The organism is Arthrobacter sp. LjRoot78 (assembly GCF_964254335.1).
GTDB lineage: Bacteria > Actinomycetota > Actinomycetes > Actinomycetales > Micrococcaceae > Arthrobacter.
Genome location: NZ_CAXUTG020000001.1, coordinates 865,670 through 878,885 on the forward strand (window position 1 = coordinate 865,670; position 13,216 = coordinate 878,885).

General features: G+C 66.7%; 11 protein-coding genes and 1 tRNA gene. 7 read left to right on the plus strand and 5 right to left on the minus strand.

The window, feature by feature from the left end; translation table 11 throughout:
• Window positions 1-45 precede the first annotated feature (45 nt).
• From mobA to ACSQ1X_RS04145, 5 genes are all read left to right on the plus strand, one after another.
• Window positions 46-663, plus strand: a complete 618-nt coding sequence (gene mobA, locus ACSQ1X_RS04125) for a molybdenum cofactor guanylyltransferase (RefSeq protein WP_436056740.1) — start codon at window positions 46-48, stop codon at window positions 661-663.
• A gap of 59 nt (window positions 664-722) precedes the next feature.
• Complete coding sequence (locus ACSQ1X_RS04130) at window positions 723-1,061, plus strand: DUF6457 domain-containing protein (protein WP_436056741.1); 339 nt, start codon at window positions 723-725, stop codon at window positions 1,059-1,061.
• Window positions 1,058-2,563, plus strand: coding sequence for a molybdopterin molybdotransferase MoeA (locus ACSQ1X_RS04135; protein ID WP_436056742.1), 1,506 nt, complete (start codon window positions 1,058-1,060; stop codon window positions 2,561-2,563). Before ACSQ1X_RS04130 ends, ACSQ1X_RS04135 begins: the two co-directional genes overlap by 4 nt.
• 72 nt (window positions 2,564-2,635) lie before the next feature.
• Window positions 2,636-3,508 carry a formate dehydrogenase accessory sulfurtransferase FdhD gene (gene fdhD / locus ACSQ1X_RS04140; RefSeq protein ID WP_436056743.1) on the plus strand — a complete coding sequence of 291 codons (873 nt, stop codon included), beginning with the start codon at window positions 2,636-2,638 and terminating at the stop codon, window positions 3,506-3,508.
• 174 nt (window positions 3,509-3,682) lie between these two features.
• On the plus strand, window positions 3,683-6,709 hold the full coding sequence (locus tag ACSQ1X_RS04145; protein ID WP_436056744.1) for an alpha-mannosidase: 3,027 nt from the start codon (window positions 3,683-3,685) through the stop codon (window positions 6,707-6,709).
• A 233-nt stretch (window positions 6,710-6,942) separates the two neighbouring features.
• On the opposite strand, the gene ACSQ1X_RS04150 is transcribed toward ACSQ1X_RS04145, so the two are convergent.
• Together ACSQ1X_RS04150 and ACSQ1X_RS04155 are read right to left on the minus strand one after the other, a co-directional pair.
• Window positions 6,943-7,674 carry a hypothetical protein gene (locus ACSQ1X_RS04150; protein ID WP_436056745.1) on the minus strand — a complete coding sequence of 244 codons (732 nt, stop codon included), beginning with the start codon at window positions 7,672-7,674 and terminating at the stop codon, window positions 6,943-6,945.
• Complete coding sequence (locus tag ACSQ1X_RS04155) at window positions 7,671-8,417, minus strand: hypothetical protein (RefSeq protein ID WP_436056746.1); 747 nt, start codon at window positions 8,415-8,417, stop codon at window positions 7,671-7,673. Before ACSQ1X_RS04155 ends, ACSQ1X_RS04150 begins: the two co-directional genes overlap by 4 nt.
• A 182-nt stretch (window positions 8,418-8,599) precedes the next feature.
• On the opposite strand from ACSQ1X_RS04155, the gene ACSQ1X_RS04160 reads away from it, so the two are divergent.
• Both ACSQ1X_RS04160 and ACSQ1X_RS04165 read left to right on the plus strand, forming a co-directional pair.
• Complete coding sequence (locus ACSQ1X_RS04160) at window positions 8,600-10,309, plus strand: ABC-F family ATP-binding cassette domain-containing protein (protein WP_436056747.1); 1,710 nt, start codon at window positions 8,600-8,602, stop codon at window positions 10,307-10,309.
• Window positions 10,306-12,219, plus strand: coding sequence for an ABC transporter ATP-binding protein (locus ACSQ1X_RS04165; protein WP_436056748.1), 1,914 nt, complete (start codon window positions 10,306-10,308; stop codon window positions 12,217-12,219). Before ACSQ1X_RS04160 ends, ACSQ1X_RS04165 begins: the two co-directional genes overlap by 4 nt.
• A 9-nt stretch (window positions 12,220-12,228) precedes the next feature.
• Here ACSQ1X_RS04165 and ACSQ1X_RS04170 read toward each other — a convergent pair whose 3' ends face one another.
• The 3 genes from ACSQ1X_RS04170 to ACSQ1X_RS04180 form a co-directional block, all read right to left on the minus strand.
• Complete coding sequence (locus ACSQ1X_RS04170) at window positions 12,229-12,633, minus strand: NUDIX hydrolase (protein ID WP_436056749.1); 405 nt, start codon at window positions 12,631-12,633, stop codon at window positions 12,229-12,231.
• A 2-nt stretch (window positions 12,634-12,635) separates the two neighbouring features.
• Window positions 12,636-13,106: a DUF6314 family protein gene (locus ACSQ1X_RS04175; protein ID WP_436056750.1), complete on the minus strand. Its 471-nt coding sequence runs from the start codon at window positions 13,104-13,106 to the stop codon at window positions 12,636-12,638.
• A gap of 1 nt (window position 13,107) precedes the next feature.
• Window positions 13,108-13,180 (minus strand) — tRNA-Arg (locus tag ACSQ1X_RS04180).
• Window positions 13,181-13,216 lie beyond the last annotated feature (36 nt).

Sequence of the window (13,216 nt, forward strand, 5' to 3'; positions counted from 1 at the left end):
GCTTCACGGTTCCATGGTCCCAGCCCGCATCGCTAGGCTGGCACTGTGGAGTTTGATGCCTTAATCCTGGCCGGCGGGCGGTCATCCCGCTTGGGCGGCGTGCCCAAGTCCCAGTTGGTGTTCGACGGCGCCACCCTCCTTTCGCGGTCGCTAACGGCAGCCACGGGGGCGGGAGCGGTGGTGGTGGTGGGACCTGATCCCGGCGGACTGCCCGCCGGTGTCCTGTCGTGCCGGGAGGAGCCAGCGTTTGCCGGCCCGGCGGCAGCCATAGGCGCTGGCCTGGCCGCCTTGGAGCGCGCACGCGGTCCGTTGCGCGCAGCGATGACCCTGGTCCTGGCTTGCGACATGCCCAAAGCCGACCAGGCCGTTGCCGCGCTTCAGCTCACCATGGCCGAGGCCGGTAGCGGCGCGGCCGGCTACGACGGAGTCATGTCCGCCTCGCCTGATGGCCGCAAACAGCCGCTTGCGGGCTTTTATGGCACAGCTGCGCTACAACGCGCCGTGAGCGAACTGGGGGAGAGCGGAGGCCTCACGGGGGCATCAGTCTTCGCCCTCCTTGCTAGGCTTGACGTGCGGACAGTTACCGTCCCCTCCGGTGCCACCGATGACGTGGATACCTGGGACGATGCCACCGCGCTAGGGGTGTCCCGCCAGGGGTCATAAGCCACCGTGGGTGGGACCGGGCGTTGGCACCGCAACTGAATTTGAGTTTGGAGGCAACGGTGAAAAGCCAGGACGAAACGCTGGAGGACTGGTGCCGGGCGTTGCTGCAAGCCTTCGAGCTGGAGGACGTCGAGGTGGACGTCGATGAAGTATTGGCTCTGGCCGGGGTCGCGGCCCACTCTGTGGTGCGGCCGGCGGCGCCGCTGACCACGTTCATCGCCGGCTTCGCAGCGGGTATGGCGTCGGGTTCGGGGCAGGCTCCGGACTCGGTTTCCATGCAGGCTGCCATGGGCGTGGCGCGGGCGCTGGCAATGGACTATGCAGCAGCGGATTCCGCCGAGGCCGCGCCGCAGCCGGATTCCGGACCGGCCGTCAGCAGCGGGAACCCCGGCGCATGACGGCTGCGCCGCCGGGCGGCGGTGACGCCGCCAGCGACGTGCCTGAACGCGGGGAACCCTCCGATGGTCCCGGCGCTGCCGATGCCGCAGGCACTGACGATGCCGGTTCCGCTGATGTGAGCACTCCCGAAACGGCTGCCGCCGAGACCGGCGCTGCCGAGACGGGCGCTGCCGAGACGGGTACTGCCGAAGCCGGCCACACCCATTTGGCGCACACCTGGCAGGAAGCCCGGCAGGCGTCATTCGACTGCGCAACACCCATCCCGCCGGGGCCGGTGCCGCTCAGGACTGCGCTCGGCCGGACGCTTGCGGCTGACGTCACCGCGCTCCAGGACATGCCGCACTACGCTTCATCCGCCATGGACGGCTGGGCGGTCAACGGAAGCGGGCCGTGGATCCTGGCAGAGCCCGGCCACCGGCTGGCACCCCACCAAGCCAGTCCCATCGTCACCGGCGGCCTGATTCCCCCTGGCGCCAAGGCTGTGCTCCGCAGCGAAAGCGGCACCATGTCAACTGATGAGGAGGGGCTCCCCGTGCTGGTCCTTGGCGGCGCGGCACGGCCCGGTGAACCGAGGAACGGCCAGCACATCCGGAAAGCCGGCGAGGAAGCAGCAGCCGGAGACATCCTCATCGCAAACGGAACTTTACTCAATCCGGCCCATCTGGCCCTCGCGGCGCTTGCCGGCCACGACTCCCTCCACGTGCAGGGAAAACCTGTGGTAAGAATTCTGCTCACGGGCTCCGAGGTGGTCACCTCAGGCCTTCCGGCACCGGGTAAGGTACGCGACACTTTCGGGCCGCAGCTTGGCGCCGTCGTCGAGATGCTGGGCGGCATCAGCGGCGGGCAGGACAAGATCGGCGACGGCTACGACGAATGGCTCACCGCCCTGGAAGACGACGCCGCGGAGGAGGCGCCTGCCGACGTCGTCATCACCACCGGCGGCACCGGCCGGTCCGGAACAGACCACCTCCGCCGTGCAGTCGCGGAACTCGGCGGCCGCCTGTTGATCGACGGCATCGCCATGCGGCCGGGGCACCCGGCCGTCCTCGCCGAACTGCCGGACGGCCGCTTCATCCTAGGACTGCCCGGCAATCCCCTTGCCGCGATGATGGCGCTCTGCACAGTGGGGGCTCCGCTGCTGGCCGCGCTGGGCCACGGGCCGCTGCCACCGGTCAGCGAGGTTCCCTGCGGGACGATGATCGACGCTGAACCGGGAAGGACCCGGCTGATGCCTTTCAGGCTCCTCTACGGCATGGCATCACCCGCCCAGCACGCGGGATCCGGGATGATGCGCGGCCTTGCGGCAGCCGACGGCGTCCTGGTCGTGCCGCCGCACGGTATCCAGCTGGGGGAGCCCGTGCCCGCCTTCGCCTTGCCGTGGGGTGCCCCGATCCACGCGGCGGAGCCGGCCGCAGCGAAGGCCAAGGCTGCTCCCCGCAAGACCCAGCGAAAGCCCGCCGCATCAGACGGTCCGGTGGACTGGAGTGCTTTGCTCGGCTAAAACGGTCCCGGCTGGTGAAGGCCGTCCGGGCTTGCAATGATGGTCATATCACGCACTAAAGAGGAGCTCATCGTGGCCCGCATGACGCAACGCCGCAAAATTCACAAGTTCGTCCTGGACGGTTCGCCGCAGTCCCTCGCATATCCTGTGCGGCACCGGGAAGACGTACTGGCCGTGGAGGAACCACTGGAAGTACGGCTGGGATCCCTCCCGTTTACCGTCACCATGCGGACGCCAGGGGACGATTTTGACCTCGTGGCGGGGTTCCTGGTGTCCGAGGGCATCATCTGGGACCCCGATCAACTCATCTCGCTGCGGTTTTGCGCGGGTGAGGACGAGGACGGCGTTCAGACCTTCAATGTTGTGGAAGCGCAGCTGCGGCCGGACGTCGTCCTGCCTGAGAGGGGCCGCAATATCTTCACTTCCAGTTCATGCGGCATCTGCGGCACCGATTCCATCGACGCCGTCCGCAAGTCCTCGCATTTCAGCCCTGCCGGGGATCCGCTGACCGTCCCGGTCGAGACGCTGGCCGGGCTCCCGGACGAGCTTCGTAAGGCGCAGGCCGTTTTCGACGCCACCGGAGGGGTCCATGCGGCCGGCCTCTTCCGGATCACTGACGACGGCGGCACTGAGCTGCTGTGCCTGCGCGAGGATGTGGGACGCCACAACGCCGTGGACAAGGTGGTGGGCTGGGCGCTGCGCGAACGGCTGCTGCCGCTGGCGGGCACAGTCCTGCAGGTGTCCGGCCGAGCCTCCTTCGAACTGGTTCAGAAGGCGGCGCTCGCGGGGATTCCGGTGCTTGCTGCCGTCAGCGCGCCGTCCAGCCTCGCCGTTGAACTTGCTCACGCCAGCGGCATGACGCTGGCTGGCTTCAGCAGGGGCGCCACGCTCAACGTTTACGCCGGGCAACACCGGATCAAGGCACCCGCTCCCATCCCCGGATAAGGCAAAATGCTTGGCTTATCGGGCCCGGCACAGTAGATTTTATCCATCGATTGGACGCGCCGATCCGCTCCTTCGGCAGTGTTCAAGGGCTTGCGCATAAGCTGAAGCCAACGCCAAGGCGAATACCGCGAACCAGCCGTCAGCTTCCAGACCACAGGTATAAAGAGGACCACATTGCACGACGACCGCCGCATCACGGAAGTCCGTCTTGACCGCTTCATGCGTGAACGGGTGGACCCCGCCGTGTACACCCGCAGCGTCCCGCTGAGCCTGACCGGCTGGGACGTTCCGGACGAGCCTGTTTCCGTCATGGAAGCCCTCCGCCACGACTTCGCCCCGTTGGAACACGGAACTGCCTGGGGGAGGCCCTGGAGCACGAAGTGGCTGAGGCTGCAGGGCGAAGTGCCCGATTCCTGGGGTACTGCTCCGGATACCGCGGTGGAGATCGTGGTGGACCTCGGCTTCACCCGCGAACTGCCGGGATTCCAGTGCGAGGGAATTGCGTGGCGGCCGGACGGCACCATCATCAAGGCCATCTCGCCGCGGAACCAGTACATCCCCCTGAAGCTCCTCGGAAGCGGGATGGCAGTGGACTTCTACGTGGAAGCAGCCGCCAACCCCGACGTCGCGCAGGGATGGACGTTCGCAGCGATGCCCTACGGCGACAAGGAAACAGCGGGAAGCGAACCCAAGTACCGGCTGGGCACCATCGCCATCGCCGAACTCAACCAGACCGTCTGGGAACTCCAGCAGGATGTCTGGACGCTCAGCGGGCTCATGCACGAGCTGCCGATGGAACTGCCGCGCCGCCACGAGATCCTGCGTGCCCTTGAGCGGATGCTGAACATCATGGACCCGGACGATGTCAGCGGCACAGCGTCAGCGGGCCGTGCTGCCTTGGCTGAGGTGCTCTCGCGCCCGGCGTACGCCTCGGCCCATCAGCTGGTGGCCACGGGCCATGCGCACATAGACTCGGCCTGGCTGTGGCCCGTCCGTGAAACCATCCGCAAATGTGCACGCACTTTTTCCAACGTCGTGGCACTGATGGACGAGTCTCCTGACTTCGTGTTCTCCTGTTCGTCCGCGCAGCAGCTCGCCTGGATGAAGGAGTTCTACCCGGAGCTGTTCGGCCGCATCCGCGAAAAGGTCAAAGCCGGCCAATTCGTTCCGGTCGGCGGCATGTGGGTGGAATCGGACACGAACATGCCCGGCGGAGAGGCCATGGCCCGGCAGTTCATCGAAGGCAAGCAGTTTTTCCTGGATGAGTTTGGGGTGGAGTGCCGGGAAGCCTGGCTGCCTGATTCCTTCGGCTACTCCGCCGCGCTGCCGCAGATCGTCAAGGCCGCCGGCAGCAAGTGGTTCCTGACCCAGAAGATCTCCTGGAACCAGGTCAACAGGATGCCGCACCACACGTTCAACTGGGAAGGCATCGACGGCACGCGGCTGTTCACACACTTCCCGCCGGTGGACACCTACAACTCCGAGCTGAGCGGGCGGGAGCTGGCGCATGCGGAACGGAACTACCGGGACCACGGCCGCGGCACTGTTTCCCTGGTTCCGTTCGGCTATGGCGACGGCGGCGGAGGCCCCACCCGGGAGATGATCGCCGCGGCCCACCGCACGGCCGACCTCGAAGGGTCCCCGAAAGTGCGGATCGGAACCGCCGCGAACTTCTTCAGCCAGGCGCAGGCCGAATATTCGTCCCTGCCCGTGTGGGTGGGGGAGATGTACCTGGAGTTGCACCGCGGAACATATACCAGCCAGGCCAAGACGAAACGGGGCAACCGGCGAAGCGAGCACCTGCTCCGGGAGGCCGAACTATGGTGCGCCACGGCGTCCGTCCGCACTGCCGGCAGCTTCACCTACCCGGCGGCGGAGCTGAAGCGCCTTTGGCGGCTGGTCCTGCTGCAACAGTTCCACGACATCCTGCCGGGCAGTTCGATTGCTTGGGTCCACCAGGACGCGGAGCGGAACTACGAGGCCATCTCGAGTGCCCTGGACTCCATCATTGCCGGCGCGGCCCGTGCCGTGCTCGGCGAGGGCAGCCGCGAGTTCCTGCTTAACGCCGCCCCGCACGAACGCAGCGGCGTGCCTGCGCTGGCTGCTGCCGAGCCGGTCCGCAGTGACCACCCGGTGACGGTCACCGAATCCGGCGGGGGATACATCCTGGATAACGGCGTGATCCGGGCCGTACTGGACTCCAACGGACTCCTAACGTCGTTGATCGACCACGCCAGCGGCCGCGAAGCGATTGCCCCCGGCCAGTTCGGGAACCACCTGGAACTCCACCGCGACACACCCAACGAATGGGACGCATGGGACATTGACGAGTTCTACCGCCGCAACGTCACCTCACTGACCGAAGCGCGTTCGGTGACGCTGGAGCGGGGCGGCTGGGACGCCGTCGTGGTCGTGGAACGGCTGGCCGGATCGTCGGCGATCACCCAGCGGATTTCGCTGGAGGCCGGTTCCGGCTCACTGGGCATCCTGACCTCCGTTGACTGGCAGGAACGCGAAAAGCTGCTCAAGATCGGCTTCCCCTTGGACGTCCGCGCGGACCGATCAGCGTCGGAGACGCAGTTCGGGCATGTCTTCCGGGCAACCCACACCAACACGTCCTGGGAAGCGGCCAAGTTCGAAATCTGCGCGCACCGCTGGATCCACGTGGCCGAGCCGGGCTACGGCGTAGCAGTCTCCAACGCCTCCAGTTACGGGCACGACGTAACCCGCAGCGTAAGGGACGACGGCGGCACCACCACGACCGTTCGCACCTCCCTGCTGCGCGCACCCAAGTATCCGGACCCCGGCGCCGACCGCGGGCGGCACGAGCTCCTGGTGACCATCAGGCCCGGGGCGGCCATCGCCGACGCCGTGGAAGAGGGCTACCGGACCAACCTCACCCCTCGCATCATGAGGGGCGCCAATGCCGTCAGCCCGCTGTTTACGGTGTTCAACCAGGGAATCGTAGTGGAGGCGGTGAAGCTGGCGGAGGACGGGTCCGGCGACGTCATTGTGCGTCTTTATGAGTCGCTGGGCGAGCGGTCCGAGGGGTTGGTGACAGCCAACTTTGAGACGAGGGAAGTGCAGGCAGTGGATCTGCTGGAGCGTCCGGTTAAGGACCCGGGCGTTGCCGCGGGCAGGGACTCCGCAAAGCTGGCGCTGCGGCCGTTCCAGCTGGTCACCCTGCGTTTTGCCCGCTAAGTCACGAGCCCGTTAAGTCACGAGCCCGCCAGGGCACTGGCCCGCTGCCATCCAGCCGTTAAACAGGCTGAGTGGGGGCGGTCCCCAACGGCCCGCCACCACTCATCCCCCCAATAGCGCTCAGTGGCCGACCGGCGCCGAACGGATTATCCCCATTCACGACCCCGGCCCGCACCCACTTTCACACTTTCATGATTCTCTCACGTTCTAATGATTTTGTGAAAGCACTAAGTCTACTTTGCAGTAGATGACTTGCGCGCTACTGCTTGAGTCCGTACCCGGCAGATCCAAATCGCTATCAGCCCCATGATGAAAGCGATCGCGCCTGTGTAGTTCACCACCGCTTCCAAATGCCCCAACCCGACAGGGAGGAGCGGGTAGAAAGTGCCAAGAACCAACGCTGCGAAGCCGAGCGTCAGCAGCCCTGCGCCTATGCGGACGCCCCCGGGCAGCCTTGACGATATTGCAGCGTAAGTGGCAGGCAGCAAGCACGCTGCAATATAGGCAGGGTACAGTCGGCCCGCACCAGCGTAGAGCCTGATCAATTGTGCGTTCTGGGGGCTTCTCGACGGCAGCGTGGTGAGCCCTGTGACACTGCCGGCCGTGTCAGCCAGAAGGAAGAGAACAATGGTAGCCGCGGCAATCACGGCAAGGATACTTAGTCCGACAGGGCCCAGAATTAGACGGATACTCGCCGGGGCACCGAACGCCTTGGCGATGCGGTACCCGACCAGGAGGATGACTCCGAAGATGACGAACCGGAGAATGAGGTTGGCAAAGTTGGTGCCGCCGAGCAGCCGGTCGATGGCGATGTACGGGCCATCAATGCTCAGGAGGATCGCCAGGGTGGCCAGTACGAAAATATAGAAGAGCGACCTGTTCTCACCCCTGACGGCACTTGGAATTCGGGCCACCGCGGCGGCACAGCAAATTGCCAGCGTGGACCATTGCAGGATCTCGATCATCCGAGGTTCTCCCAGATCGTCTTGGTTTGTTCGTGGTCTTGTTCCTGGCGCTTGAGGGTCTTCCCCAGCGACTGCAGCCGGTCACCTGCCAGGGCGGCGAGCTCGCCATCGGACAAAGCGTCCAGAGCAGCCTGCCGCGCGCCACGCGGCCACCCGGCCTCCGCCTCGGTAATCATGCCGCTGGCTACCAGGCCGCCGGTCAGGCCGGTGCCGGCCGCCTTGGCCGTGGCGATGGCCAGTTCGGGCGTCAGCCGGTTGGCGGTCAGCTGCGCGGAGTAGTTTTGCGGGGCGATTCCCGTGGCCGCCGACACCCGGTGCCGCAGCTCGCCGTCGTCGATTGCGTCCACCCAGTTCTTCACCGATGTCGCATGTGGAACGGGAGTCAGCGGCGGAGCCGGCTGTGGCTGGTCCGCGTCGCCCGCACGCGACGCCTCGGCGGAGCGGGCAATGACTGCCTTCAGCAAATCCATGGTGGCGATCTGGCTGACCAGCTCCGCAGCGGTGGGAAGCAGCGGGCTTCCACCGAGCTCACCGTAGTTTTCAAAGGTGGCCAGTGCCGCCACGGGGTTGATGTTGAAGGCCCGGCTGATGCTGACAACCGTGCTTTCCGCCACCTTTCCGCGGACCAGCTGCTGCGCCAACGTGGTCCGCTTGACCCCGGAAATCCTGCAGATATCGGCAGTGCTCGCCTGGGGTGCAATTCCGTGAAGCCAGCGTTGGAACGCCTTGGCGGGGAGTGGCATGGATGGCTTCCTGCGGGGTGGGGCGGGCTGGATTCGTCGGTCGATTTTACGGCGGGGGGTATATGAACTATGCTAGATGGTCGAACCCGTTGGTCCGTACACCCCCCAAGTCCGGACCAGCGGGTTCCTCCATGCCCGGCGGGATTTCAGGCCGTTTTGGGCCGCAGTGAGAGGATGGACTAATGACTGCAACCCTAGTTGCCAAAGACCTTTCGGGCGGTCACGACCACCGCACACTCTTCTCAAAACTTTCCCTCACAGTGGCGCCCGGCGACGTCGTGGGCGTCGTTGGAGCGAACGGTGCCGGCAAATCCACCCTGCTGCGGCTGCTGGCCGGTGTGGACCAACCCCTCGCGGGCTCGGTGAGCCTGGCCCCGGCCGATGCCTTCGTGGGCTGGCTGCCGCAGGAGCACGAACGCGTGGACGGGGAAACCGTGGCGGACTACGTTGCACGCCGAACCGGCTGCGCCCAGGCAACGGCGGACATGGAATCCACCGCCGAGGCCCTGGGGTCCGGCGCCCCCGGCGCCGATGACGCCTACTCCCTGGCATTCGACCGCTGGATGGCCTCCGGCGCGGCCGACCTTGACGAACGGATTGCGCCGGTCCTGGCCGACCTTGGCCTGGACGTGGGGTCGGAAGCCCTGATGACCGGACTTTCCGGCGGACAGGCCGCACGGGTGGCGCTGGCCGCCCTGCTGCTGAGCCGCTTCGACGTGGTCCTGCTCGATGAGCCCACCAACGACCTGGACCTCAATGGGCTGGCCAAGCTGGAAGCATTCGTGCAGGGCCTCCGCGGCGGTGTGGTCCTGGTGTCCCACGACCGTGAATTCCTGGCACGGTGTGTCACCACCATCGTCGAACTGGACCTGGCCCAGAACTCCGTGGCGGTCTACGACGGCGGCTACGAGGCGTTCCTGGAGGAACGCGCCGTCGCGAGGCGCCATGCCCGCGAGCGCTACGAAGAGTTCGCTTCCACGAAGGCGGATCTCGTCTCCCGCGCCAGGACCCAGCGCGAGTGGAGCTCCCAAGGCGTGCGCAACGCCATGAAGAAAAGCCCTGACAATGACAAGATCCGCCGTGCGGCCTCCACCGAATCATCGGAGAAGCAGGCCCAGAAGGTGCGCCAGATGGAGTCCCGTATTGCCCGGCTCGATGAGGTGGAGGAACCCCGCAAGGAGTGGCAGCTGCAGTTCAGCATTGGCCAGGCGCCGCGGTCCAGCGCGGTAGTGGCCACCTTGAGGGACGCCGTCGTACACCAGGGCGACTTCACCCTGGGACCGGTGAACCTGCAGCTCAACGCCGGCGAACGCATCGGCATCACGGGCCCCAACGGGGCCGGCAAGTCGACGCTTCTCCGGCTCCTGCTTGGAATCCGGGAGCCCGATTCCGGCAATGCCGCCATGGGCGCCTCGGTGGCCATTGGCGAGATCGACCAGGCCCGCGGCCTGCTGGCCGGGCACCTCAACCTGGGTAACGCCGTCGAAGCTGTCCTGGCGGACCTGACCCCGGCCGAAGTCCGCACTCTGCTCGCCAAATTCGGCCTCAAAGCGGATCACACCTCGCGCCCGGTCGACTCGCTTTCCCCGGGCGAGCGGACCCGCGCGGCGCTGGCGCTCCTGCAGGCGCGCGGCGTGAACCTGCTGGTCCTGGACGAGCCCACCAACCACCTGGACCTGCCCGCGATCGAACAGCTCGAAGAAGCGTTGGAAAGTTACGACGGCGCCCTGCTCCTGGTGACCCATGACCGGCGGCTGCTGGAAAACGTGCGCCTGGACGTCCGCTGGAACGTCGAGGACGGTGTGGTGACCGAACAGCTTGCCGGCGCGGGATCGCCGCACCGCGACGCAGGCCGCGCCAATGAACGTGCCACGAAAGGCCAGTCACGATGAGCATGGACCGGGTAGCGTGGAGCTCCCTTTACAACATCACACGCGCCTCGAGCGGATCGAAGCCGTTCTCGAAGGCAACGCTGAAACGGGTGTTCGGCTTCGCCCGTCCGCACAAGGGCAAGCTGATCGCCTTCGTGCTACTGTCCATCGCCATGGCAGTCCTTGCCGTGGCCACCCCTGTCCTTGCCGGGCAGGTGGTGGATGCCATCATCGCCGGCGCGGGTGCCGACGTCGTGATCCGGCTGGCCGTACTCATCGCACTGGTGGCGGTGGCCGAGGCCGGCCTGGGGCTGGTCACCCGCTGGCTGTCCTCCACCATCGGTGAGGGTGTGATCGTGGACCTGCGCACCAAGGTGTTCGACCACGTGCAGAAAATGCCGATCGCCTTCTTCACCCGCACCAGGACCGGCGCCCTGGTCAGCCGCCTCAACAACGACGTGATTGGCGCGCAGTCCGCCTTCGCCGGAACCCTGTCCGGCGTCGTGAGCAACGTGGTGGCCCTCGCCCTGACCCTCGTGGTGATGCTGGGCAAGTCCTGGCTCGTGACCGTGCTCGCCATGATCCTGCTGCCGATCTTCCTCATCCCCGCCCGCCGGATGGGCTCCAAGCTGGCCGACCTGCGCCGGGAAGCCGCGGAGCACAACGCCTCCATGGGCACCCAGATGACGGAACGCTTCTCTGCCCCCGGCGCCACCCTGGTGAAGCTCTTCGGCCGCCCGGATGAGGAGTCCCGGGAATTCGCCGCCCGCGCGGGACGCGTCCGGGATATCGGCGTACGGACGGCGATGCTGCAGTTCACGTTCGTGACCGCCCTGACGCTCGTCTCGGCGCTGGCTCTTGCCCTGGTCTACGGGCTGGGCGGCTTCCTGGCGCTGCAGGGGCAGCTGGCCGCGGGCGACGTCGTGGTGCTGGCACTGCTTCTCACCCGCCTTTATGCGCCGCTCACCGCCCTCTCCAACGCCCGGGTCGAGATCATGAGCGCCCTGGTCAGTTTTGAACGGGTCTTCGAGATCCTGGACCTCAAGCCGCTCATCCAGCAGAAGCCCGATGCGGTGTCATCGCCCGCCGGGCCGCTGTCCGTGGAGTTCGACGACGTCCGCTTCTCCTACCCCTCCGCAGACAAGGTCTCGCTCGCCTCGCTGGAGGACGTGTCCACGCTCGACACCCGCGGCGGCGAAGAGGTGCTGCATGGCATCAGCTTCCGGGTGGAACCCGGCCAGACGGTCGCCCTCGTGGGCTCCTCGGGCGCCGGAAAGTCCACCATCGCCCAGCTGCTCTCGCGCCTGTACGACGTCGATTCCGGCGCCGTCCGCTTCGGCGGAACCACCCCGGGGACCGGGGTGGACGTCCGCGATCTCACCTTCGATTCGATGCGGCACACGCTCGGCATGGTGACGCAGGACGGGCACCTGTTCCACGAGAGCATCGCGTCCAACCTGCGCCTTGCACGGCCGGAGGCCAGCGACGAGCTCATGTGGGACGTGCTGCGCCAGGCCCGGCTCGAGGACATGATCCGGTCGCTCCCGGACGGCCTGGACACGGTGGTGGGGGAGCGCGGCTACCGGCTCTCCGGTGGCGAACGCCAGCGCCTCACCATAGCCCGCCTGCTCATTGCCCAGCCGCGCGTCGTGATCCTGGACGAGGCCACTGCGGCCCTGGATTCCACCAACGAAGCCGCGGTCCAGGAGGCCCTGGGCGCCGCCCTCGAGGGCCGCACCGCCGTCGTCATCGCGCACCGGTTGTCCACCATCCGCGCGGCCGACATGATCCTGGTGGTGGAGGACGGCACCATCGTGGAGCGCGGTACCCACAGCGAACTGCTCGCGGCGGAAGGCCGGTACGCGGAGCTGTACCGCACGCAGTTTGCCGAAGCGAGCGCCGTGGTGGAAGAGGCTGTGCCGGAGTTCTAGCGCTGGAAACTACCTGCGGCCGGCGGCGAGGGCAGGCAGGATGTGGTCCGTCAACAGGGGTGCAAGGTCGGCCGGCAGCTCGCCGGCCAGGTCCAGCCAGCGGATTTCGGCTATCTCCGCGGACGGGTGGGCGTGCCAGGTTCCGGGGGCGGTGAAAACCGTGGCCTCGATGTCCGTGGCGGCCTCGTTGGCGGCATCGGCCAGCCACACTCCCATGAGCTGGAGATCTTCCGGCGCCACCGCGATGCCCACTTCTTCCAGCAGTTCACGGGAGGCGGCCTGGGCTGCCGTTTCGCCGGGTTCGGGCTTGCCGCCCGGGTGCATGAACTTGTCCGTGCCGCGCTTGCGGACGGTCAGCAGGCGGCCGGTGCGGTCGTAGACGCAAACGGCGGACACAACAATGCGGTCTTTCACGGCTACGACCCTAGCCCATCCGTGCCCGGCCCGAGCCGCCGCAGGACCGATTCCAGGAGCAGGTCCTTCCGCGGCCCCTGGACATCCCAGGAATAGCTGAATTCGTCGGGTCCGCGGAGGGCGTACGTCACGCGGTAGGTGTCCGGATCACACCAATGGTTGTCCTGGCTGGCCGCTTCCTGGAAGCTCATGCGGTGGAACGGCCGTCCGTCGGGGAACGTCATGTCCATCGCGTCGGGGGAATCCGCAGGCTGCAGGATGTAGTTCCGGCTTGCCGGACCCGTGAACGCACCGCCGTCCGGAGTAGGCCAGCGAACGGTGCCTTCTTCGTGGAAGTCAAGGCCGCCGTCGTCGTCGGTGGGGGAAAACCGGGCGACGCCGGTGAAGGTACCGCGGGTGCCGGAACTGCGGTCCCACAGGGTGCGCTCCACGGACCAGCGGCCCAGCAGGTACGCGCGCAGGTGGAAGTTCAAGTGCCCTCGATTGGAATCGAACCAACGACACCGGCTTTAGGAGAGCCGTGCTCTATCCACTGAGCTACGAGGGCGGGCGTCCGAAGCGGTTGGCACAGGCCGTCCTGTTC

Bases quoted from the DNA above. Each gene is read 5' to 3' on its own strand.
- ACSQ1X_RS04135 (WP_436056742.1), top strand. From the start codon at position 1,058: ATGACGGCTGCGCCGCCGGGCGGCGGTGACGCCGCCAGCGACGTGCCT.
- ACSQ1X_RS04150 (WP_436056745.1), bottom strand. From the start codon at position 7,674: ATGATCGAGATCCTGCAATGGTCCACGCTGGCAATTTGCTGTGCCGCC.
- ACSQ1X_RS04155 (WP_436056746.1), bottom strand. From the start codon at position 8,417: ATGCCACTCCCCGCCAAGGCGTTCCAACGCTGGCTTCACGGAATTGCA.
- ACSQ1X_RS04160 (WP_436056747.1), top strand. From the start codon at position 8,600: ATGACTGCAACCCTAGTTGCCAAAGACCTTTCGGGCGGTCACGACCAC.
- ACSQ1X_RS04165 (WP_436056748.1), top strand. From the start codon at position 10,306: ATGAGCATGGACCGGGTAGCGTGGAGCTCCCTTTACAACATCACACGC.